Genomic DNA, 22142 nt, shown 5'->3' with positions numbered 1-22142 from the left:
ATCATCATCCTTTCATTGCGTCTCTTATGACTTTAGCTAGTTGCCTTTCAGTGGCTACTTTCCATTTCGGCAATAACTGCCGGACTTCGAACTCGGAAAATTCGATAAAGAATTGTCCTTCTACGTATCCGACTTTCTTACCTTGCACAACTAAGCGGTGGCCGTCGTTTACCCATTCCGTGTAATATTGACCTTGCTTATTTCTAGCGACGTTCCATATTTTCAGATGGATTGAATCGCCTGCATATTCAATATCCCACGTCCAGCTATCTTCTAATTGGCCGGTGTCATACGGCGAATTATATTCCAATATTTCAACAAATTTGGCTGCCAAAGCAATCACGGCATAATGAATTTCTCGCTGAACTCCGGTTTGCACCTGCCTTAGTTGTGCAAGTCGTTTTTCAAACGATTTATAATCATATCCACTCATGCTTGTTCACCCGTATTTCTTGGTGTGAGGGGTATTTCATCGGTTTTTCTGTCGATTGATATTTCTCACGATGGTCGCCATTACGCACCATCAGTTTACTACCAATTGGTACATTGACATCCGGTCCACAGAATAAAATCAAACTGCTATTATCCAAGTTTCCTTCACCTTTTTGTGACACCGGACGCTTGTCTAGCGACACTCGGCAGGGTTCGTTTAGCTTTGTCGCCTGTAACTGCTTACCGTCTGCACCGTTTGGTTTGGTGTATTCGACCATCTCATAGATATCAAATACTTTATCAAACGTCCAAGCGATTGCTGGGCCTGCAGCAGCTAAGATCGAATTAATATCCATGCTACCACCTCAGCTTACGAACTGATAAGATTTGTCGATTGTAATCTTGCAAGAGGCTTTGAATAGCCTCGTCTACGTCTTTTGCTTTAGCCGTTGGTGTACTGCCAGACAGGTCAACCGTTATGTCTCCAACTTTCAGGCTTTTCACGCCTGCTAAAGGGTTTACGATTTCCTCCGCAGATTCGTCAACTTCGGGTTCGGCTACCTCGCAAACCATTTTGGCCACCAAATAATACAACTCTTTTGGCAGCTTGGAATGGTTTGTTAAGTTCAAGATGTGCTGAACGATTTCATCCGTCACGTATTCTTGTAAAGCTGGCTCCATCTTCAGCTTATAAACCGCTAGCCTTTGGTCGATGGTTTGTTTGAGTGTTTTGGCCACTTGGACCGCTCCTCTCTACTAAGCAGCTACGACTTTAGTCGCGATATAAACTTTGTCGGCTGCCGGGAATGAAGGTAATCCCATTCCAGACGCACGTACCCATCTAGCTACTGGATCATCGGTCACATAAGTGTCGACTACGATGTTTCCGACTTTAGAGTCATTCACTTCGCTCGTTTGACGTAGTACCAATTCTTCAGGTGTTGGGCCGAATACGCGGTTTCCTAAGATGCCTTCAGGTAATAGGATAAACGTATCTTCTGGAATATAGCGAATAGTCTCATTGATATACTTGCCTGTTTTTAATACGCGCTTACGGTATTTACCTTCTACTACTTGCAATTGTGGTAATCCCTGTTCAGCGAAGAAACTGTTTAAGACGGCGAAACTAACTAAACGGTCAGAGTTCGTTCCATATAATGCTGAACGGATAGACGCATTATTTTGTAGTGTATTAGCTACTTTACGAGATGTTATTGCACGTGATGGACGTGTACCAGTAGACATTTCTACCGCGTCTTGCCATGCTCTAATGTCATCCATGGGTTTTGCACTTGCTGTTGACCATTTAGTTGAAGGCGTACTTGTGTGTGCTGTCGGCAATTTGTAATCCAACGTACCTTTATAACCGTTCTCGTCAAATGTAAGTTTGCCTGTCGTTAGTGCCTCGAAAGCCATTGCGATATAACGTGTGCGCACCGCTTTAACTAAGTTATTCGCATCGTCAAATACTTTAGCAATCTTCTCTGTTAACTCGCGGTCGTTACGAGGTGTCTCGATAACCATTGCGTCTTTGGCACTAAGTTTTAACTTACGTCTTACTTGAGCTAATTCCATAGACATGATCTCGAATGCCTCGCGGTCTCCGATTTCAGTCTCAGCATCCCAGCTATGGACAGATGCCACTACAGGTAAGCCTTCGCCACCTTTGATGTATTCCAGCGTTAATGCTTCCTGCTTAGTTTCAGGAAATAAAGCATCAATGACGCCGTTATCAACTGGAATTTCATGTGTATAATCTTGTAAATTTGTTGCATTAACAATTTCGTGTAATTTAGGCATGTTCTTATTCTCCTCCCACTGGTGTTAAATCGTAAAATGAAATCTGTTTTAAAGCGCCTTGCGCTGCTGCTGTCGGCTCTGCAGGTAATGCCGGAGCTAACAAGTGTCCCTCGACAATCAATGTCAACGGTTGACCAACTTCGGTGTCATGGTAAACTACACCGCGCGCGGTTAAGTCATTGGCTGGATAGATTGCACCGTGTGGTACAACGTTGTCAGGCCATGTTCCTTCTGCAGTATCTGTAAATGCCACATGGTGTGCGGATTTAAAGATATTCTGTTCCACTGTGTAGACTGTTTTATCACTAATTTTCATAGTTTATGTTTCCTCCTTAGTATTCTCCCCACGCTTTTGGCGCGGATGCTTCAATTTCGGCTTTACGTTGCTGTCCTAATGATTCGGCAAGTGATACTTTCGTTGGATCAGCATTTTTGTTTACGCCCGCAGGTTTAGCACCATAAAGCTTAAACGCTGGCTTTTCCTCTTCGGCATCGGCTTTTTTAACGAAATCGGGATTAGCTTCTGCAAACGTTGTAAATTTCGTGTCGAAATCTTTCAGTTTGCCATCCGCGTCTCGTTCTAATTCACCTAACTTAAACAAAGCAAATTCGATATTCGTCACACCTTTTTCACGTAGCGCATCTTCAGCGTCTTTACGTATTTGGTGCGCCGTTAAATCCTTTAATGCTTTGTCGGCTCTCGCTTTCTGGTCATTAATTTCAGCTTGTAAGGCCTCATTATCTTTATTGTCTTTTTGCAACTTCTCGATTGTCGAATTTGCGTCTTTGAGTTGGTCGTTTTTTGAATTAAAATCGTGTTTAGGTACGAAGTCTGTTGCTATACCCGCTTTTAGTGCTTTCTCGGCTTCTGCAACATTTAGTTTTCCGTCTGCATCCACGTGTTCATTCAAAATGTCAGTAATATTCATCTTGTTCTCTCCTCTATTCCTTTTTATTCTGGTGGTTCCAGTAAGGATTTTATTATTTGCCGGATATTCCGTCGGCGCGGTTAGTTTAATGACATTCCGGTCAGGGTTTTATTCTAAGTAATAGATAGCCGTTGTTAGCCGACTTGGTAAGCTGTATTTTCTATTTTCTTGTAAGCGTCAAAGTAGATTTCATTTTTATCCCCGTTGTAAGTTAACTCATAATACATACCATCTGGCAATGTAGTGCTTAATAGCGCTTTGCTGTTTTGTAGTGTTTTTGATAGCCACACCACATATACATTATCGACCGAAAACTCTACGTTGTCCGTTACGTCCAAACCTTTTGTTGCGTAATCAGCCACAAGCTTCTTACACATACCTATAAATTTATCTGTTTCCATTATTTCATTACCTCCAATAAAAATAGCCGACCTTAGTCGACTTAAATCAATTTGCTTATTCCAAATAGTAAATTGCGGTACGGCGTTTAACGTCAAATTCGATTAGCATCAACCCACTTTCACTGTCGATATAGCCGTTATCTTTGTCGTAGGCGCCTAAATCGCTTGGTGACATGACTTGATAGTGTGTGAGTCCTCCAAAAGCCAGAGACAACTCGTGGTGCTTATGGCCGGTTATTAAATATCGTGAGGTACTTTGTCCCCATTCTTTTGCAAACTTAGACACCATAACTTCCAATAATCTTTTGCCGTTTTTAATTTTGTCTCCGTGGTGCATAAAAATTGAATGTGGTCCTAGCCACGCTTGCTTAAAATGATCCAGTTCCACGTCAGCTTCTAAATCTTGAAAACTTTCTGATATGCCCCAGGTTAATATATAATCATTACTTGGTGCATGGTTCCCGGGAAGAAACGACAATTTCACGTTTGGGCTATTCACTAGACATACTTTGATGATGTCTTTTAAGAATTGAACGCCGTCTTTAACCATTTGTGGAAAGTCCATATCTTCTAATTGGGTTCCTTTAGCTGTCGTATTGTTTAGGTTATCGACGTGCAGGTAATCTCCTCCAACAATAATTAGAATTTCCTCGTAAGTATTTTGAACAATATCAACAATGCGTTTAAGCAATTGGCTATAAGAGTCGTACGTATTAGGTCCAAAATGCATATCAAATAACGGAATCAGCAAATATTGTTGTGGTATTTCATCCACAAGCATTGCCACTTCTGTGGGCTCAATCGTCCCAATAATGTCAACAATGTCTTGCGGTGTGAGTACCTGGTCTTTAGGTTTCCATTTAATCTTGTGCTGCATATTAAGCTTTTCTTCTTCTTTTGTGTTTACCGTCCAGTGGTTGCTGTCGCCGGTTACAATTCGAAACATGTCCGGGTCAAGGCCATGTAAAGCAAGTAGTTCATCTTCGCTGTAGAGTTTACCTTCATCGGTTTTCTTCTTGACGATATGAGGAACGCCCATTTTTGCGGACTGCTTTAAGCGTTGTTGTTTCACTTCTTCCCACCACTGGGCACGGTAGCATTTGAGAGACAGTGCTTTGTATTGCTTGCGGTCATACCCTAAGGTTTCGGCAATATCTGGCCAAGTTTCAAAATCCAAGTATTGCTTTTTTATAAACGCGATTTGCGTATCGGACAGGTTGCCTAGTCGTTTTCTTTCCACTCCTTTGCCTCACTTCAAATTATGTATTTATCGAGGTCATCATCCGTAATTTCAATATCAAACGATTCGATATTGTGTTCATTCCACGCTTCATCAGTAGCGGCGATTCTTTCTAAAGCTCGACGGATCATTTTGACCTCTTTTAAGAATTCTTTAAATAGTTTTTCCATTCGTCACCTCTAGTAGATATGGATTGTCATCCTGATCACCTCCTGATGGCTTGTGCGACGTCTCGTGTGTCAGCTCTGTTTCCGTTGGTCTCAAAGGTATCCACAACTTTAAAAGGTCTTGCATTGTCATTTTGACTGGACTTTCGTTTTTAATGATCGTCATGCGTTTCCTCCTTTTTAATTCAAATCTTCAATCACTAGCTGGTTGACTGTTTCCAGCAACTCGTTCTCCCATTCCTCATATATGTCTTCGAGTTCTGGGCCATCGTAATCATGTTCGTCTGCGAAATAATCAATCAGCGTTGCGTCACGAGTGGACGACACACTTGACCGGCATCGGTAGTGGAAAGGTGGTGCGGTTTCGCCAATTTGATAATCGTCAATGTCGTAAATATTGTCGTGTTCACCTCGACACTTATCGGTTGTACTGTTGTCTAATATGGCGACTATTTTATATTTTGTTTCCAAATGGGCTTTTAGTTGCTCAACGGATCCCATTGAATTAAAAGCCGTTTGTTCGGTCCGGACTAATGTCTCAATGCTGGATTTTGCAACACTCACTCGTTTTTGAACTTCTTTTATGATTTTCTCTTGTGGCCACTGCCCGATGAAACCCTGGTCTAGGATGTTTGCAATCGTGTCATACGTTTTTTCTTCCTGACCCCAAATGCGTTCCGACAGGTTATCTTTAACCCAATTGGTTTTCAACCGGCTTTTAATCGTATCTAGCTCCAGGACCGGGCGACGGACGCTGTAGCCGATATCTGCATAGCTTTTTGCAATTTCGATTTTAGCGCTACCGTACACATGACTCATATTTTTATAAGTTGATTCGATCAGTCCGTTCGAACTGCCGTATGCTTCCAAAGCCTTTAGTTCAATTTCGGCTAATAGCGCCTCTTGACGGCTGATTCGGTGTCGGTAAGCTAAAGCTTCAACCAACCGTGGTTCGGCTAATGGGTCCTTAGCTAGGCGGGCATAACGCGCAAGCGTGACGTTCTGAAACTCTTTGAGTTGATTATTGGTTAAGTATTGTATCGCGTCATGCTTAGACATTTTATAGTCGTTAGCAAAACGATTATAAAATACTTCAATTTCTTTAATTGCTTCGCGTTGGAACAGTTCCAGTTGCGCGTACATTTTGGCCAAGTATTCGGTCGTAAGTTCTTCCGCGTGTTGTTCTTGCTGCTTAGACCGCTCTAGCCAATATTGTGCATTAGTCCGTGTCTTCTTCGGCATCTGTTGTCACCTTCTTTTTAGGCTCAAACCTGTCGTCGTATTGAGGTCGGGGCGGAATGCCATACTGTGCGTTTTGTTTCTCCAAGCGATCTTCTACTTTTTGCGAATACCACGGATGCTGTTCTCGAATTGTTTGGTCGTCCAAGATGCCGATTGAGTTTTGCGCATTAGTAATCGCTTCAGACTCATTAGAAATCATGTCTCGGTTAAAGACATAATCAAAGCCGTCGAGGTTAATTTGTATGTCGTTGTTCGCAGCGTGTTGCTCGACAAACCATAAAAACTGTTCGAACGATTGCTGGAACTCCGCTTCCATGTCGTTCATATCCAGGTCTAAATCGGTGTATCGCCATTTCAAAGCTGTCCCGGAGGCATTTCCCAGGTTTTCGTCTTGTGTATCAATCGCCGCGGCCGCCTCGTACAAAGCTTTACGCGTACGCTTCAATTCGTTTTCGGTTGCCGTCGAATCAATTGTGGCTTGTAATTTATCCACTCCTCCGTCTTCTCCAACAGATATCGTCATGTACTCATTTAACAGCGACAGGAACTCGTCCAGGTCTTCGCCTTCATAGTTTTTCAGGATATATATAAATTTCGGAATATCCGCTAGTAAGTCAGCAGACGTGGACGCTTGCAAGGCCAAGTTATCAATGATTGACTCAACCTGTTGAAGCAAGCTCGCTTCGTCCTCGTTATAGCGCCACGCGATAAGTGGTGCGCGGTCCCAGTTTTGGCCTGTAACCTCGTTTAGTTCTGGGTTAAATAAATAGAAATGCGATTGTGGCCCGTCGTAAGTTGGGTCTAAACCTAAAAAGCCCGCTTTATCCAGCAGGTAGTAGGTAATGCCGTTTTCATCAAAATAGGCCACTTGCGTCCGTATCACTGGTTTGCCTTTGTCCCACACCTCAATTGGATAGATGCGGATGAATGCATCCATGAATCCGTTTCGTTCATCACTCCAGAAAGGAATGATCTGTTCAGTCGGAACTTTAAATAAGTTCAGTTCACCTTCCTCGTCCAGGTAAACCATTGAGTAGGCAATGCCTTTAATGATGGCTTCTTGGCCTAAGGATTTAACAACTTTTAACATGTCGCGGTCAAACACTTCTTTGTTTAAATATTCTTGCGTTAGTTCGTCTTCGACTGTTACGGACGGCGGTTTAGATAATAAATAGCCCACTTTTTGTTTAACTAGTTTGCGAAATTGGCCAAGTTCTAGCTTGACGTTGCTTCGGTGTTTCAGCATAGATTTTTTATCTTGGATAGCTGTTCGGTTGTGATAATACTCGTGCGCTTTAGTCATCCGTTTAAGTTCGTCTGATTTTAAATGTTGATTGATGCGATGTTCTAAGATTTTCGCTTGTGGTGTTTCCACCGCTAAAAACCGATCAACTAAATCTAAATACCATTTTGATTTGGGTTGCAAAAGTTAGCGCCTCCTTCTCGTTAAGTTTTTTGGGGTTAATATTTGTATGCTCGGCGGTTTGCTAATCATTTCAGCAATTCCCGTAATTGCATCTTCCGCATCGTCGTGTTCATTTTTACCTTCGCGTTGATAGCTGTTCAAGCTTTCCGACAACTCATGCCATCGGTTTTCCCAGCCTTCTGGAAAATAGATATGATCCATTACCCACGTAGCGTTGGTTAAGATACGTGCGATTTTGTTCTTCGATTGGTGAAACCAAACGATTTTCGTTCTGTTAGATTGGTATTGATCTTTCAAGATGCGTTCAACGGCACGTGCGTAACCGCGGCCACCGTTATTTGATTCCACGTAGGCGTTGTTAACCTCGTGCTCGTGTAACTTTTCAGCCAGTAAAGGTTCGGTTTCCTCCATCGGCGCTTTAGTAAAGATCACGTCCAAAATATAAGCTTCGTTATCAAACGTGACGCCGTATATGTAAGTTGCCAGGTAATCATTCCCAGTGTCTGCCGTATCGGTATATGATTCGACCCGTTTAAAGGTTGGGCGTCTTGTGTAAGTCTTAAAGCCTAAGTTATACAAGCGTCCTTTCAAGTCGATCGGTTCTTGCTGATAGTTAGCAGACGCTATTTCGGGAGACATGGCTTTCGTCTTACGCACGTATTCTTCGTAGGTTAAGACGTCATCGCATAACATGACGCCGTTGCCCAGGTGCGTCTTTAAATTGACGTGGCGGACCTTAAAGCCTAGCTCAGGCAGTTCCTTTAGCGCGCGTCCTGCTAAATCTTTCGAATGCCAGCGTGTCATAATCAAGATGATTTTACCGCCTGTTTCTAATCTTGATAGCATGGTATTTGTAAACCAATCCCAGTGCATATCTAATACGCGTGAGTTATTGGCTTCCTCCGCGTTTTTAATTAAGTCATCGACGATGATGATGTCTGCACCAAACCCAGTCGCGGTTCCTCCTGGTGACGTGGCTAGGTAATTTTGGTGTCCACCTTCCAAGCCCCATAAGTTCATCGCGCCGTCGCCTCGTCGGATGTGCGTATTCTCAAAGATATCGTTAAAAACGACGATGTTCTCGTCTGCCTTGACTTCTGAGATAGCATTTCTGACGGATTTAGAAAAAGTGGTAGACAGCGTCTCGTTATAAGACCCTGTCATGATTTTCTTGTTTTTGTTATTTCCCAAAACCCACTCAACAAATTTACCTGCAGTTCGTGATTTGCCGTGACGAGGTCCAATGTTAATGATTAGCACATCATCTTCGTCATTTTTATAAAAATCTTGTAGATCTTTAGCCAAATCAATCAGATACTGCCTGTCCGCTTTATAAAAATCCGGTGCGGTTAGATTGCAATACCTGAAAAAATCATGCGATGCAAGCTCAATTCGTGCTTTGCGTTGAATGTATGCTTTCGTCAAGGCTAAATTAGTCATAGCCATCAGCCAACTTTGTCAACTGTTCGACCGTTAACTCTGAAAACGGATCAATCTTTCCTGAATGGTTGATATTGACGTTTTCTTGATTGAAGCCAAGCATTCGCGCTAAGCTGTCCGCTGATTTCTGTTTATCGCTGATTTCTGCAGGTACTTGTTTGACTATTCCGTCAACGACTTTGTGATTTGGCAGTTCGCCTCGCATCACTTTTGAGTGGAATTGTAGTATTTCTGCCCCACTTGCAATCTTCAGCGCTTCTTGACGTTCGTTGTATTCGGCCCTCAATTGCTCTACAACGGGCGGAATGTGTCTAAATTTGTCCGTACCGACTAACATGTTTGACGCTACTTTACGAACTGATTTTGGACTGTATCCTGCCTTCCTTGCTGCCTCTGACGCGTTATCAAACCCTCCTGCGACGTACTCCAGGACAAAGTCTTTTTGCCTTTGTCTAGATGGTGGCCAACTCGCCATCAACTCGTTTGCTTTATTTGATATTTCTTGAATTAATTGGTCGCTCATTGCCACCACCCTTTCTTTCGCCTAACCGACATCATAGGCATATTCCTTTTCTAGTTCGCTGATTAATTTTGGCGCCACGCTTTTCAAGGTGGCAATCTGGTTCTCATATATTTGTCGCTCTTTTTCTTTTTCTTCCGTTTGCGCCTGCAAATCTGAAATTTCAGTCGCTACCAACTCAATTTGATTTTTCACCATGTTGTATTGATCGACAATCTCTATACCTTTTTGCATGTTGCCACCTCCTCTTTACGTTTAAACGCACAAAAAAGCCGCCAGAATCGTTAAGATTCTGCCAGCTATAAAATGTGAAGGGTATTCCCTTATGCTATTAATATACACCAAAGGATAGGACATTGTCAGGTCATCTTTCGGACATTTCCTCTTCTATCAAATCTGACAGATGTGAGATACCAAATAAATAAATTGATATTTCATCAATTGCTTTTTTTTCGTCTCGTCTAACTGTTCTGACGTCTACCGCATGGATCTCCCCAATTCGGTCTTGTGTCATATCTTTTACGCTTGTGTCTAGGTACAAGCTGTTAATGACGGCATATCGTCTTCTTACTGCTTCGCCTCTGCCTTCGCAGTATTTCTTATAGCTTTCCAGCATCATGTCGACATATTCCATCATTTTAATCGTCTTGACTTTGTACTCTGTTACCGAACTTAAATATATTGTTTGCAGTACGTCCTCGTGGTCTTTGATTTCGCCAGACGTCACTTCGCAGTGACTTTTTAATTTGCGGTAGTTTCGCAGTAGGTAGCGAGTATTTCTAAGTCGCCAATCTTTGTCGTTTTCGCGTTTCTGTCTGCTTTGGCTTTCAAATTCTTTAGAAACTTGTTCTACGATTGTCTCCATCAACTCTTTAGGTAGATTCAATGTTTACTGGCCTCCTCAATTTTTGCTTTTACGGCTTCAATCAATTCGTTTTGTCCGCGGTCTTTTGTTTCTAGTCGTCGTCTAGCTCTTATATCCTCAGTGCCTTTAACCAGGACTCGGTGCATGATGACTGTTTGTTCGGTTTGCCCTTGTCTGTATAGCCTGGCCACTGCTTGCTGGTATAACTCTAAACTCCAGGTCATTGAAAACCAAACCATCGTGTTGCTGCCTTTTTGCAGGTTTAAACCGTGCCCTGCCGAGGCTGGATGGGCCAGCAAGATGGGGATCTCTCCAGCATTCCACTTAGCCACATCGCCGTCGGTCACATCTAACACTTTCGCTTGTTTAAACCGCTTTAATATGCGGTCGCGGTCATGCTGGAACCAATAGAATACGATGATCGGTTTCCCTTGCGCCTCATCTACAATGCGCTCTAGGACGGTTAGCTTTTCGTCGTGCACTTCGATAACATTTTTATCTTCATCGTAAATTGCACCATTAGCCAGTTGTTGAAGTTTGCCTGACAGGACGGCTGCATTCGCTGCGACTAGCTCATCCTCTCCTAATGACAGGACATAATCCCGTTCAAAGGTGTCATATTGCTTTTTACTTTTGCCGTCCAATTCTATTTCAATGTCATTAACGATTAATTCGGGCATGTCAAGGTAGTCGCTACTTTTCATCGAGATAGCAACGTCTTCGATTTTCTCATAAATAAGTTCGTCGCTACCAGGTATCAATTTGTAGCTATAAACGATGTGGCCGTTCATTTTGTCAGGCGTGAAATACTTTCGGCGGTACTTCGAAATGTTTTGTTCCAGTCGTTCACCGCCGTCGATTAAATACATCTGGGACCACAAATCTATCAGGCTGTTTGGCGCAGGTGTCCCAGTTAATCCGACAAATCGTTTAAACTTCGGACGGACCTTTCGTAAAGCTCTGAATCGTTTAGAGACAGCCGTTTTAAAACCGGACAGTTCGTCAACCACCACCATGTCAAACGGCCAATCTTTTAGATAGTGATCAACTAACCACGTCACAACGTCGATGTTGGTAATGTAAATGTCGGCTCCCTGGTCTAGTGCTTCTAATCGCTGCTTAGGTGACCCAATCACTTTTGAATAGGTCAAGTGTTGTAGATGGTCCCACTTAGCTATCTCATCGCTCCAGGTCTGCTTGGCTACGTTTAAAGGCGCGATGACTAATACTTTTTTAATTTGTTCTAGTTTAAATAAATAATCAATAGCCGTTAAAGTAGTTAGGGTTTTCCCAAGACCCATGTCTTGGAAAACACCTGAATGGTTCTTTTCTAATATCCAATCGACTGAATATTCTTGGTAGCTATGTAATTGACATTTCAAAACGTCGCCCCCTTTAAATTCTCCAGCCACACGTCGACTGCATACTTGGAATCTAATACATATACCTTAACACCGTGTTTGGCTAAAGTACGATGTTCGGCTAACTGATCCGGTCTTGGTTTTTGTCCCGGTCGTTTTAATTCGACAAAATAAACCTGACCGTTCAATATGGCGATTCTGTCTGGCACACCTCTTTGCCCAGGGGATGTGAACTTTCGCGAAAGACCTCCCATTTTTTTTATTTGTTTGTTGAAATACATCTCGATGTTCTTTTCCAGCAATCGACTCACCTCTCTGAAATTTATACGCGCGCAACATTTTTATTTTTTTATTATTTACTGTCTTTTAAAAAAAGGTAACAATTTTTCTCAACTCACTCAGCGTTCATAGGGTTTAACATGTTTTAACCTATTTTTTTTATTTTAAACATGTTTTATTCTATACCCTAGTAATCTAAGTTAGAATAAATTGTTACTTTGTTACCAACACCCCCTAAACCCTTGATACACTTGACTTTAGAGAGGTAACATTTAGGTAACAAAGTAACAATTCTTCAAAAAAGGTAACATTTCTTGTTTTTAAAATTGTTACCTTTTTTTGGCTGTTTTCTATAACGTTGTTGACAGCTATAAAAACACATCACTTTCACTTTGTAGACCTTCCCAGCTCCTGATTGGCTTGCCGTCGATCTTGATTAATTTGTTTACAAAGCCTAATTCTGTCATCCGCTGGCCGAAAGTATTTCTTGATAATGGTTTATATCCGGAGCTATTGCAGTAAATCTTGTAATCATCATAGGCGGTTTTGACAGGCGTGCTTAAATTCTTACCAACTTTACATTCATCTTCGATAAACATCGACACCACATCGTTACCTTGTTCCCACTTACCGACTTCATCTCTCATCGACTGGGTCTCAGTGAAGTCGCCTTTTTTAAGTAAACGTCTTAGTCCGGCCATCGCTCCATTAAAGATTCCGGCCAACTCCCCCTGAATCTCTTCCAAAGGGTACAACTCTTTTACTTCGTCTGTTAGCACCTGGTCCATCGTTAAGATCATCATCCGGCGTTTAAGACCTCCACTGAAGTCTCGCATCGGCGGCAACTCATTCATTGCAAATGTTAATTTCGCGTAGTTATAAAAAGTGATGGGTTCTTTGTTCTTGCGGTCTGCATAAATCGCATCCTCACCTGTCAACATCTTCAGTGTGGCACCATCTGCTAAATATTGCGGTTTGGCGTCGGTATCAAAGTTGGCCACTTTACGGTACAGTCCAATTTTCGCGAAACGTTCCGTCATTAAATATTGCAGCGTAACGGCTGAATAGTTATCTGATCCAATCATCTCGCGCAATAAATTAATCAAGGTCGATTTTCCCGTGCCACCTTTACCGTGAATGAATAGCATTTTCTGTACATCGTAACTACGATAGAAGTTATAACCAAACCACTCGAAAATAAAAGGAAGCATCTCTTCGCCTAATACTTCGGTGACAAATCCTTTAAAGAAAGGACAGTCTGCCTCGGCGTCAAATTCTATCGGGTGGGACGCTCTAGCGTGTAAATCTGGATCGAACACCGCGCTGAATGCATCCTTTTTAATATCATACACGCCGTTCGTTAACACGATTTTATTTAAATCGCCGTCTGCAAAAGATGTTTCGCTGAAGGTCTGTGCTCTAATACTGGCAATCGTTTCACTTAGGAGTCTGATTTTAGTTTCTGCTGCCAACTTCTTCACCGCAATATAAGATTTTAAAAACTCCTCTGAATCGGCAGACCAAATACCTTTTTTCGCGTTGTAACGTAGCAATTCATAACCATCGTAAAACAATGGAATTTCTTTAACGACTTGTCGGGCTAATAAGTACGTATTGATTTCAGCGCCTTGCTTAGTAATCTCGATCCAGGCACGGTCGTCGTGAACCACTTGGGCGTGAGTGCCCTCGTCCGCTTCGTCTTCTATCACCCCAAAATCGGCGAACGCCTCTTGGGCCATCAACGTGTTTACCGTGTCGAGCTTGATTACAAACGAGTGCATCTCTCTAAAGGACGGGCGTTTACTTGTCGGTGTCGTTGGTTTTACCTCATCGTCTAACTCACCAAACTTGTGAATACGCACCAAGTCAAACGCGTTAACCAGCGTGTCACCTACTGGGTCAGTGCCGTGGTGGGAGTAGGCGAACTTATCTTCATAGATGACTAGCCCACCGGACGTTGACCCTTCCGTGAAGGTGTATCTGTCCGGATGTCGTGACTCCGTGTAGACTTCCGGTAGAAATTCAGCAATCGCTTCTTTAATTGAATACGACCGGTTAAACGCGCCAATTGCGCCAGGCTTTTCCAAAGGATCACCTTGTTTTTTGGCAGCACGAGCCCGGAGGTTATGCCCCCTGGAGGACTCTGGCCAATAACTACTGTCCGACCAATCTGGGTATTCAGCGAGTATTTCATCCGGACTGCACCAGTTATCATCCTGGTAATCGAACAGGTATTCCCCGTCAAACGAGTGACTCGGCCAATACATCAGCCGCTCAGCTTGATAGGTCGTGTCGTCAAAGTAATCCATGCCGAATTTACTCGCTAATTTGCGGGCAATTGGTTCGTATTCGTCGACAGTCACCGGTCTAAGTAAGGGGATAATGAACCGGTATCTAGGATAACTACTCGTGTGGCTATGCGTCGTATATACAGCGACCGCGAACGTGGCCAGCATCCGGATATCTTCCCATAAATCTTTGTGGCCACTATCCGCGTCTAATGTGACGATACTTCTTGACTGGACGTGGTCGGCCTTACGTCGGCCCTGTTTTAAGAACCCACCCACATAGCCTCCCACGTCTTTGACTTCATCGCGTTTGCTTTTTGCCATCTTGGCATATTCAGCGGCTGACTCTTGAGTTACCGTCGGACGTTGCAAACGCTCAAGAAAAGCTGACCATGCCATTGTTTTATTTTTCCATTTAGTGTCAAAACGATCGGCCCCAGTCGACAAGTTAATGTCGCGGTCCACTTTTACATCAAGCACCATTTCTTCTTGTTGCTTCACATCCTCGTCACCTCTTCAAATTTTATACAATTTTTGATCTAACCACGTCAACGCCAGTTTCCTCGTTAAGGATATCTTCCATGTCGCTAAAGGTTAAATAGCCTTTGTCGACCGAATCGTGCAGGTCCATAAATGCCTCTTGAAAGCGGTCTAGCCTAACTTTACCGAAACCGAATTTATCTCTTAGAATTAATAAACTAAACGGCATAATGGCCGACAGCACGTACTCAAATGACTCTGCTTTCCATTTCTGAATGTCCTTAGGCGACAACTCAATCGGCTGATTAATCAGCTCACGTTTCAGCTTCTTTAGTTCTTTTTGTTTCAAATTTGACACACCTCTCTCAACGCTTGGATGTTGTCTTTCAGCGTTTGCACATACTCGCCCAGCGTTAGCGTCTCGTGATCATCTAGCACCTGCTGGCGGGCTAAACTGACCAGCGCCTGTTCAACCGTCCGGAAAGAACCTAACGACTTCTGGAACTCTTTTGGCTGCTCAAATTGATCTTTGCCCCAGTAACTCTGCATTAGAAACGTATTGTAATTATCAATTTTGATAAAGTAATTCTCGTTAATTTCAATGACCATCTCGTCCACCACTCCTAACAAATTGATCTTTATGCACTAAAATATATTGCCTACCACTCATCACTACGACAGTCGGCACATCCTTTTTAACTTTAGTAACCTTAACTACTGGGCGATATGTGTCGCCTTTTTCAAATGTTCGGGTCATGGTGATACCTCCAAATTAGGTTCCTCTTCGCAATAGTAGCACCACTCGTCACTGCCATCTTCGTAAGCGTAGATATCTTGACCGCACTTGTCGCAAGTCCCTACCCAATAATCTCTCATTCTGGCGCCTCTTTCTCATGAATATCGGAACAATTGCCTTTAACCCACTTGTCAAATTCATTCCTGATAAAATCTCCAATAAACATTCTGACATAAACACCAGCGTCTAATTCATCGACTGGTGGTTCATCTTCTTGGTTTTTAACGTATTCATCCATTATGTGCCCAACCAATAATTCTTCAAAGTGATCCACATCTATTCCTCCGTCTCTAATAATTCTTTAACCATCATCACTGCGGCACCATATCCCACTTTATATCTTTTTTCATTCCGCCACCTCTTTCAGTTTATTCTCTCTAACAAATCTCATTACATAAGACTCATCAACTTCCATAATTCTCCCTGTGAAAGGATAATCTTCAATTTTCCAAGTGTTTCTTACGCGGTTGTAACAATAAATCAAATACATTTTTCCTTGCTTGTCTTGATATTTCATCCCACTAACCCCTCCAATTTATCCATTTCAAGCCCCGTCCAATAATCTTCCCAATCGCCAATTACGGTTACTGGTACACTTTTAATGCCACGCTCTTGTAAGTCCACCAGTCCGCTAGGTTGCTCTGATACGTTGATTTCTTTAAATGGAATGTCGTGTTCATTTAAAAACTTCTTCGTGATTAGGCACGGTCCACAGCCATGTTTCGTATAAACTGTTATTTTTCTTGCCAAAATGTCCACCCCTTCATTTTACCTTGTCTTAAAGGTCTACCTTGCGTTTCTCTAATTTTCATCGTGATATAATTACTACTAAACCCCAGATGCCTTGACAACACACTCGCAAATTCGCTGTGGATAACGGCTCCCTCTGGATTCATTGCCGCATAATGACCGTAGGGCACTTTAGGTTTATCTGGTGCAACGTCTCGCCCATCGAACCCGTATGTGACGCAAATCTTATGAGCTAATTCGTAATCTTTAACTTTCACTGCGTCTAGTAGCTTATTCCATTGTTCTGGTGCTTGAGTTGCTCTCATGTTAACCCTCTTTCACAAATGTCCCATCAACAATCTTCCCACGTCTATCTTTAATCTCGTTATATGCAGCGTTGACACAATCTGACATTTCAATGCCCAGCTGCTGACACAAAATAACTAAGGTGACATAAGTATCACCAACAGCATCAATCAATTCTTCTCGGTCGTTTTTTAGTAAAGCTTTTGCCATTTCCCCTAACTCTTCAAGTGACTTTAAAGCCTGCCTCGTTGGGTCCTGCATGTGTAAATTACGCTCAATTGACCACAAATTAATCGCATGAGTCAATTTATTTAAGTCTATACAGTCTGTTTTTCCGCTCAAACCATTTCCTCCTAATTGATCCAGTCGCCCATTTGGCTAACAAATCAGTGATTGTAAAAAAAATTCGTAGCACGTATAAAAATAAAAACAGTTTTACATATTCCATGATTGGTCACCTCTCTCTCTTATTGGCCATCAGTTAATTCCTTAACACCTGCATTCGTGTGATTGACTAGCTGGCTAACTTTTGCTTCTACTTGAGATAACTCGCCATTTAAAGCACCCAACTGCTTATTTAAATCGTTGATAGCATTCTGTTTGGCATTTACTTCTTGTTGCTTCGCATCAATTTCTGCTTGCTTATTGGAAATCTCGAGGTTCTTGTTAGTGACTTCAATCGCGTTATCTGTTTTAAGACGCTCGATTTCGGTCAAAAGGGCTGAAATATCATCTTCTAAATCTGTTTTATCGTTCGAAACACCTTCTAGCTGACTTTGCAAATTGGTTACTTCTAGTTGTTTGCTTTTGGCAAAGTTTAAAGTGAAATTAAAATCACTCTCAATTTGATCGAGATTTCCGAACACGTTCGACGCTGCATAGGTTGCGCCACCGCCTAGTAACAATCCTCCAAGTAACAAGCCAACAGCTGATTTTTTAATTTTTCTCATTTTTTTAAAATACCTCTTTTTCTTTTTGGTTTTTTATCATTTACCGCGCCAATGTAATCTGTTAAAACAAGTGCCGACTCCAGAGAAACGGGTTCACCAGTACGCAATCCATACCTGTTTAAAGCAGAATTTTGACGGTCTGTCACTAATCTGAGATTGTCTAATTTACAATTAGATCGGTCGTTGTCAATAAATAAAAGTCTGTGTCCTGCCGGTATGGGGCCGTTTACAGCTTCCCAATCAATTCGGTGCTTAATTCTCCACCTTTCGTCCCAAGCGCCCTCGTCTTGCACCTTTACACGCCAGTAGCCATCTGCAGAAAGCCGTTCAGTACCGATTGGCAGATAGTTGGCGGCCCGGACTCCTTTTTTAAAACTGGTGGCATTACCTCCGACGTTGTAAATACCGACGGTGCCCTTGTTAGCAGGTACATGACCTTCACCGAATTGAGTGTTAACGCCGGATGCTAATCTTTGACGTTGCTTAAAAGCCCGTACCTGCTGATTGGTCAAATTTAAGTTAAATTTCTCATTGACAAGTTTTTGTAATTTTGAAGTAGGCAAACCTTCATAATTTTCTATGACAAACTCTCGCATGTCATCCGTCCAAATTTGATTTTTCGTGCGAACTTTTCTTCTTGCGCCAGTAACAATTGAATAATTTTTCATCGCAGATTTTACTTGGCTAACCTTAAACGCTTTGCCGAACTCGGCATTAACCAAGTCTGTAATCTCTTCATGTAAACGTCCTTTTGCGACTGACCGCATGAAGGCTAGAATATCTTCAGTAAATAGTCTTTTACGAGCCAATTAGATCACTCCAATAACGTTTTAGGAACTTCCGCTTCTTGACCAAGATTCGCACGAACTTGCACCGCTTTAAGTGACAATGCTGCATTACTAATAATTTGAGACGCTACGCTAGTTATAGCTTCGGAACGTTTTATTTCTCTTCCTAGCTCCTCCTCACTTAACTCTTCTTCGTTTAATCGCTCGAGCGACATAAACAGATGATTATTTAAGTCTGTCAATTTATTTTGTGTCATTTTAAGTTCCTCCTTATATCGGACCAAATTCCTTCGCATGTAATATTTCGTATTCTTTTAAACGCCTCGTAAATTCCATAACTTTGTCTAAATCCTCAATGAAGCCTTTTAGGACATATCTATCTAGGTACTTGTCAATGTGAGTCAGCATCGCTGTGCGAAACTGATCGAACGGATATTTTTCATACCAGCGCTGGATAGGATCTTTGCCGTCGCGGTGGCTTTTATAATGATCTGGATTAATTGGATTTTTCATTTGGTAAATCCTCCGCAACTTCTATAAAAGACGTTTCAACTTTAACGACTGAACCGCCATTACGCTTGGCCAGATCAGAAGCTTCCCCATGAATAGCGAATTTAGTAGCCATATTATGGTTTCGGGTAAAAACATTTTGGTCTTTTAGAAACAAGTAATCGTTCAGCCTAACAAGGTAATGCGATTCAGTTTTGATTTTCAAACAGTTACCGCCTCTCTCGTGACAAAATATATGTTTTTTCTGAAAACTCCTTCGCTGCGCATACGAGAACTAAGTGTTGATTCAGGCACTCTCACATATTCAGCGGCCTCTCTTGCATTGATAAAAGTTTTAACATCGTGTCCAGGAGCCCACACGCTGTAAATAAATTGAACCTTTACCGCCTGTTTTTTCCGAGCGATATCGTCTTTAACTAAGTTAAAATCAATGGCTATTTTTCGGGCAAGTTCTAAATCGTTAATAGCTAAAGCTTCCAATAATAACAAAGTCCCTTCGGGACAATCTCGCAATCTCATTGATGATCACTCCAATTCATTTTTTGGGCAAACTCTTTAAGTTCGCTTATTTCAAGTTTCAACTCTTGCTTTTTTAACATTAAAGTTTGGCTTACGAAAGGGTATTTGAGCGAGGCAGACAGCAAAGCTGAATCAATTTCATTGACGTTTAACTGCAACCGTCTAACACGTCTAAGGGTATCCGTTTTATTGCTTTTCATCCTGCATACCTCCCCAGCGAGCATAAGCAGACATATCCACTTTAATTGCTGGCAACATAGCGGCCTCTTCTTTCGGGACTTCCATACCTAACTCGACTAACAGAGCCGCAGCACGTTTAGCCGTATTATTTCGAACAATAGCTTCTAACTGATTAAACGTAGCTCGTACTTCTTCCCCCGCTCTTTCTAAATCAAGTAACTTAGCATCTTTATACCCAGCAAAACCTTTGTAAGTAATAACTAATGCATCTTCCGGTTTTTGAATGTAAAAAACCAAACTTTGCAAGTAGCTATTAATAGCAAGATCGTCAACACCAATATCTATCACGTGGTCTCGAAACGATTTGGCTCCTGCTATAACGTCTGCCATTAACTCTCGAAGCGTTACAAAATTCCCGGTGGCGTCTTCTACGCGTTTAGATAAAGCGCTAACTAACATTTCCTGTTTACGTTTTTTACATTCAGCTTCAACATTTTTAATCGCCTTGATTTTTTCTTTTTTAAGAAAATCATATAAAGTTTGTTTTCTCATGACACATTCACCTAATCTTTCATATAATAATCTGTGCTAAATCCTTCAGCGCCTAAAGGCAAGCCTTCAGCCCAGTCAGGAACTTCTGACATAATGACGTTCATTTCTTCAATCGTGCGAGTGCCTTTTTTAACTTCGGCCACCGCCTCGTCATGGACGTGGAAGACAATCTCATACCCTGCTTCTTCTAACCTCAGGAGCGCACCTGCTAGTAAATCCCTGGCTGTTGCTTGGACAATGTTCTCGACCAACTTTCCGCCGTAAGTGTCTTGCTTTTCGTAGTAAACTTTCATCCCTTGACCTTCGTAAGTGATTTTAGGTCTGTCCCACTTATCTAGTTCCAGTTTTGGTTTGGCATAGCTTAACGTTCGGCCACTCGGTAATTGGATAAATAAGAAACCAGCTTTCCGGAAGAATCTAAGACCTTTTGGCCCTTTAACTACCCCGCCTTTTTCTAAAGCTTGAATTGCTTGACGCTGCGTGCCATACCAAAATTTAACAATTTTGCTGTTTGCTTTTCGCCACGTGTCTACTAACGGCTGCAACTCTTCTTCTTTAATGCCTTGTTCTAATGCACCCATCGCCATCAGCGAGCCAACGCCCCCTTGATAACCAAGCGCGAGTGTGGCAACTTTTCCTCGTTGACGCATATCGCTGGACACTTTATCCACACCGCCCAGGTTAAACATCTGATCTGCTGTCGCCTCGTAAATCTTCCCGTGGTCTCTAAAGGCTTCTAGTACCCACTCTTCGCCCGCAAACCAAGCGATGACTCGCGCTTCAATCGCACTAAAGTCACTGATATGTAACTCGTAACCGTCTTTGGCGACAATGCTTGTACGGATCAGCTGTTTCAGAACATCTGGCACATCATCGTAAATCATTTCCATCGCCTCTAAGTCACCTGCTTTAACCAGATTCCTGGCAGTATCTAACGTTTTCATGTAATTTCGTGGTAAGTTCTGGACCTGGATTAACCGACCCGCGTAACGACCGGTACGTGACGCACCGTAAAACTGTAAGATGCCGTGCATACGACCATCTGTATGAGTGGCGTCGCGCATCATGATGTATTTCTTTGTGCTGGAGTTTGCAAGCTGTAATCGCAATTCAATCGCTTGTTTGATGTCTCCGGATACGATATCGTTATCGAGATAGCCCTGAAGAATGCCTTTTGCTAAAGTTTCGACCGGGAAATTTTGAGAGTGAAACCACTCTTTTAATTGAGCTGGTGAATTAGGGTTATCTAATCCGGTTAGTCTCTTTAGCTTTAAAACGGTTTCTTCTCTTAAAGCCTCGTCCATCTTAATCGCGGCTTCAGCCAAGTCAGTGTCTATCTTGACTCCTAAGTCGTGCATGCGCTGATCCTGGTGATATAAATCCCATTCGGATTGAGGCATTGGCAGCACACCTAGTTTTTTATCAATTGCCATCTCAACCACCACATCCTGGCCACAATACTGTAAGAAGTTTTCCCAACGTTCGCCGTCGTGTTCTGGCAAATTTCGAGTTCTCATCTCGTTTGTTTTTGTCGGTTTACAGGGTTTCGAGAAATAGTTAATTAAGTGAGTTCCGGCTGTATCCTTTTGTTCTTCAATAGATAGATATTCAGCACACTTACCTAAAGATGCAGGCAAGCCTAGTTCCATTGCTTGGACCATCGTACATTGCCACTGCGTCGGATCTAACTTCATATCAAAATGCTTAGATAGTGCCACGCGCTCAAACTGCGCATTGTAGGCCTTTTTTAAAACATCGGGACTTAATATCAACTGAACAATATACTGCGGTAAATCGGATTTTGTAAGGTCCCAAACCTCGACCGGACCGCCGTCTATAGAGAAAGCAAAAATCAATACTTGAAAGTTAGGTGAATCAACATATTTATAAACACCTAACCGGATATTAATATCTGAGTGTGTTTCAATATCAATCGACATTT

36 protein-coding genes are annotated in these 22142 nt (G+C 42.3%); all 36 read right to left on the bottom strand.

The window, feature by feature from the left end:
• Positions 1-4: 4 nt before the first annotated feature.
• On the bottom strand, positions 5-433 hold the full coding sequence (locus tag ACTQ45_RS01060) for a hypothetical protein (protein ID WP_373757815.1): 429 nt from the start codon (positions 431-433) through the stop codon (positions 5-7).
• Positions 420-788 (bottom strand): hypothetical protein, encoded by a 369-nt coding sequence (locus ACTQ45_RS01055; protein WP_441762712.1) that lies wholly within the window; start codon positions 786-788, stop codon positions 420-422. The genes ACTQ45_RS01060 and ACTQ45_RS01055 overlap by 14 nt, the downstream gene beginning before the upstream one ends.
• Position 789: 1 nt before the next feature.
• Positions 790-1170 (bottom strand): hypothetical protein, encoded by a 381-nt coding sequence (locus ACTQ45_RS01050; protein WP_441762711.1) that lies wholly within the window; start codon positions 1168-1170, stop codon positions 790-792.
• Between the two features lie 18 nt (positions 1171-1188).
• Positions 1189-2232: a major capsid protein gene (locus ACTQ45_RS01045; RefSeq protein ID WP_441762710.1), complete on the bottom strand. Its 1044-nt coding sequence runs from the start codon at positions 2230-2232 to the stop codon at positions 1189-1191.
• A gap of 4 nt (positions 2233-2236) precedes the next feature.
• Positions 2237-2548: a hypothetical protein gene (locus ACTQ45_RS01040; protein WP_441762709.1), complete on the bottom strand. Its 312-nt coding sequence runs from the start codon at positions 2546-2548 to the stop codon at positions 2237-2239.
• A gap of 16 nt (positions 2549-2564) precedes the next feature.
• The gene (locus ACTQ45_RS01035; RefSeq protein WP_441762708.1) at positions 2565-3161 is read right to left on the bottom strand and encodes a phage scaffolding protein; all 597 of its coding nucleotides are present in this window, start codon (positions 3159-3161) and stop codon (positions 2565-2567) included.
• Between the two features lie 134 nt (positions 3162-3295).
• Positions 3296-3562, bottom strand: a complete 267-nt coding sequence (locus ACTQ45_RS01030) for a DUF6275 family protein (RefSeq protein WP_441762707.1) — start codon at positions 3560-3562, stop codon at positions 3296-3298.
• A 55-nt stretch (positions 3563-3617) separates the two neighbouring features.
• Positions 3618-4802, bottom strand: coding sequence for a hypothetical protein (locus tag ACTQ45_RS01025; protein ID WP_441762706.1), 1185 nt, complete (start codon positions 4800-4802; stop codon positions 3618-3620).
• Positions 4803-4816: 14 nt separating this feature from the next.
• On the bottom strand, positions 4817-4972 hold the full coding sequence (locus tag ACTQ45_RS01020) for a hypothetical protein (protein ID WP_373792301.1): 156 nt from the start codon (positions 4970-4972) through the stop codon (positions 4817-4819).
• Positions 4956-5135 (bottom strand): hypothetical protein, encoded by a 180-nt coding sequence (locus tag ACTQ45_RS01015; RefSeq protein ID WP_441762705.1) that lies wholly within the window; start codon positions 5133-5135, stop codon positions 4956-4958. Before ACTQ45_RS01015 ends, ACTQ45_RS01020 begins: the two co-directional genes overlap by 17 nt.
• 14 nt (positions 5136-5149) lie before the next feature.
• Positions 5150-6211 (bottom strand): minor capsid protein, encoded by a 1062-nt coding sequence (locus ACTQ45_RS01010; RefSeq protein ID WP_441762704.1) that lies wholly within the window; start codon positions 6209-6211, stop codon positions 5150-5152.
• A complete protein-coding gene (locus ACTQ45_RS01005; RefSeq protein WP_441762703.1) occupies positions 6189-7637 on the bottom strand; it encodes a phage portal protein in 1449 nt (482 codons plus the stop codon). The genes ACTQ45_RS01010 and ACTQ45_RS01005 overlap by 23 nt, the downstream gene beginning before the upstream one ends.
• 3 nt (positions 7638-7640) lie before the next feature.
• Complete coding sequence (gene terL / locus ACTQ45_RS01000; protein WP_441762702.1) at positions 7641-9077, bottom strand: phage terminase large subunit; 1437 nt, start codon at positions 9075-9077, stop codon at positions 7641-7643.
• Complete coding sequence (locus ACTQ45_RS00995; RefSeq protein WP_441762701.1) at positions 9070-9600, bottom strand: terminase small subunit; 531 nt, start codon at positions 9598-9600, stop codon at positions 9070-9072. The genes terL and ACTQ45_RS00995 overlap by 8 nt, the downstream gene beginning before the upstream one ends.
• A gap of 21 nt (positions 9601-9621) precedes the next feature.
• Entirely contained in the window at positions 9622-9831 is a 210-nt protein-coding gene (locus ACTQ45_RS00990; protein ID WP_441762700.1) for a hypothetical protein, read from the bottom strand.
• Positions 9832-9961: 130 nt separating this feature from the next.
• Positions 9962-10483, bottom strand: a complete 522-nt coding sequence (locus tag ACTQ45_RS00985) for a hypothetical protein (RefSeq protein ID WP_441762699.1) — start codon at positions 10481-10483, stop codon at positions 9962-9964.
• The gene (locus tag ACTQ45_RS00980; protein WP_441762698.1) at positions 10480-11844 is read right to left on the bottom strand and encodes a DEAD/DEAH box helicase; all 1365 of its coding nucleotides are present in this window, start codon (positions 11842-11844) and stop codon (positions 10480-10482) included. The genes ACTQ45_RS00985 and ACTQ45_RS00980 overlap by 4 nt, the downstream gene beginning before the upstream one ends.
• Positions 11841-12125: a VRR-NUC domain-containing protein gene (locus ACTQ45_RS00975; protein WP_441762697.1), complete on the bottom strand. Its 285-nt coding sequence runs from the start codon at positions 12123-12125 to the stop codon at positions 11841-11843. The genes ACTQ45_RS00980 and ACTQ45_RS00975 overlap by 4 nt, the downstream gene beginning before the upstream one ends.
• Positions 12126-12470: 345 nt before the next feature.
• Entirely contained in the window at positions 12471-14873 is a 2403-nt protein-coding gene (locus ACTQ45_RS00970) for a DNA primase family protein (RefSeq protein WP_441763017.1), read from the bottom strand.
• Positions 14874-14913: 40 nt separating this feature from the next.
• Entirely contained in the window at positions 14914-15219 is a 306-nt protein-coding gene (locus ACTQ45_RS00965) for a hypothetical protein (RefSeq protein ID WP_441762696.1), read from the bottom strand.
• A complete protein-coding gene (locus ACTQ45_RS00960) occupies positions 15216-15479 on the bottom strand; it encodes a hypothetical protein (protein ID WP_441762695.1) in 264 nt (87 codons plus the stop codon). The genes ACTQ45_RS00965 and ACTQ45_RS00960 overlap by 4 nt, the downstream gene beginning before the upstream one ends.
• On the bottom strand, positions 15469-15627 hold the full coding sequence (locus tag ACTQ45_RS00955) for a hypothetical protein (protein WP_441762694.1): 159 nt from the start codon (positions 15625-15627) through the stop codon (positions 15469-15471). The genes ACTQ45_RS00960 and ACTQ45_RS00955 overlap by 11 nt, the downstream gene beginning before the upstream one ends.
• A 115-nt stretch (positions 15628-15742) precedes the next feature.
• A complete protein-coding gene (locus ACTQ45_RS00950) occupies positions 15743-15940 on the bottom strand; it encodes a hypothetical protein (RefSeq protein ID WP_441762693.1) in 198 nt (65 codons plus the stop codon).
• Between the two features lie 72 nt (positions 15941-16012).
• The gene (locus tag ACTQ45_RS00945; protein WP_441762692.1) at positions 16013-16183 is read right to left on the bottom strand and encodes a hypothetical protein; all 171 of its coding nucleotides are present in this window, start codon (positions 16181-16183) and stop codon (positions 16013-16015) included.
• Positions 16180-16416 carry a glutaredoxin family protein gene (locus ACTQ45_RS00940; protein ID WP_441762691.1) on the bottom strand — a complete coding sequence of 79 codons (237 nt, stop codon included), beginning with the start codon at positions 16414-16416 and terminating at the stop codon, positions 16180-16182. The genes ACTQ45_RS00945 and ACTQ45_RS00940 overlap by 4 nt, the downstream gene beginning before the upstream one ends.
• Positions 16401-16721, bottom strand: coding sequence for a hypothetical protein (locus ACTQ45_RS00935; RefSeq protein ID WP_441762690.1), 321 nt, complete (start codon positions 16719-16721; stop codon positions 16401-16403). Before ACTQ45_RS00935 ends, ACTQ45_RS00940 begins: the two co-directional genes overlap by 16 nt.
• A 1-nt stretch (position 16722) precedes the next feature.
• Positions 16723-17043, bottom strand: coding sequence for a MazG-like family protein (locus tag ACTQ45_RS00930; RefSeq protein ID WP_441762689.1), 321 nt, complete (start codon positions 17041-17043; stop codon positions 16723-16725).
• Positions 17044-17168: 125 nt separating this feature from the next.
• Positions 17169-17651: a hypothetical protein gene (locus tag ACTQ45_RS00925; RefSeq protein WP_441762688.1), complete on the bottom strand. Its 483-nt coding sequence runs from the start codon at positions 17649-17651 to the stop codon at positions 17169-17171.
• Positions 17648-18460, bottom strand: a complete 813-nt coding sequence (locus ACTQ45_RS00920) for an HNH endonuclease signature motif containing protein (protein WP_441762687.1) — start codon at positions 18458-18460, stop codon at positions 17648-17650. The genes ACTQ45_RS00925 and ACTQ45_RS00920 overlap by 4 nt, the downstream gene beginning before the upstream one ends.
• A gap of 5 nt (positions 18461-18465) precedes the next feature.
• Complete coding sequence (locus ACTQ45_RS00915) at positions 18466-18696, bottom strand: hypothetical protein (protein ID WP_373738782.1); 231 nt, start codon at positions 18694-18696, stop codon at positions 18466-18468.
• Positions 18697-18709: 13 nt separating this feature from the next.
• Positions 18710-18952: a DUF3310 domain-containing protein gene (locus tag ACTQ45_RS00910; protein ID WP_373782203.1), complete on the bottom strand. Its 243-nt coding sequence runs from the start codon at positions 18950-18952 to the stop codon at positions 18710-18712.
• Positions 18936-19154 (bottom strand): hypothetical protein, encoded by a 219-nt coding sequence (locus ACTQ45_RS00905; protein ID WP_441762686.1) that lies wholly within the window; start codon positions 19152-19154, stop codon positions 18936-18938. The genes ACTQ45_RS00910 and ACTQ45_RS00905 overlap by 17 nt, the downstream gene beginning before the upstream one ends.
• A complete protein-coding gene (locus ACTQ45_RS00900) occupies positions 19151-19468 on the bottom strand; it encodes a hypothetical protein (RefSeq protein ID WP_441762685.1) in 318 nt (105 codons plus the stop codon). The genes ACTQ45_RS00905 and ACTQ45_RS00900 overlap by 4 nt, the downstream gene beginning before the upstream one ends.
• Positions 19465-19668, bottom strand: a complete 204-nt coding sequence (locus tag ACTQ45_RS00895; protein WP_441762684.1) for a hypothetical protein — start codon at positions 19666-19668, stop codon at positions 19465-19467. The genes ACTQ45_RS00900 and ACTQ45_RS00895 overlap by 4 nt, the downstream gene beginning before the upstream one ends.
• Positions 19655-20200: a hypothetical protein gene (locus ACTQ45_RS00890; RefSeq protein WP_441762683.1), complete on the bottom strand. Its 546-nt coding sequence runs from the start codon at positions 20198-20200 to the stop codon at positions 19655-19657. The genes ACTQ45_RS00895 and ACTQ45_RS00890 overlap by 14 nt, the downstream gene beginning before the upstream one ends.
• 11 nt (positions 20201-20211) lie before the next feature.
• The gene (locus ACTQ45_RS00885) at positions 20212-22140 is read right to left on the bottom strand and encodes a DNA polymerase (RefSeq protein ID WP_441763016.1); all 1929 of its coding nucleotides are present in this window, start codon (positions 22138-22140) and stop codon (positions 20212-20214) included.
• Between the last annotated feature and the right edge of the window lie 2 nt (positions 22141-22142).

Origin of the sequence: Fundicoccus sp. Sow4_D5 (genome assembly GCF_052116365.1) — a bacterium.
Taxonomy (GTDB): domain Bacteria; phylum Bacillota; class Bacilli; order Lactobacillales; family Aerococcaceae; genus Fundicoccus.
This window is presented reverse-complemented; position numbering and strand designations above follow the sequence as displayed.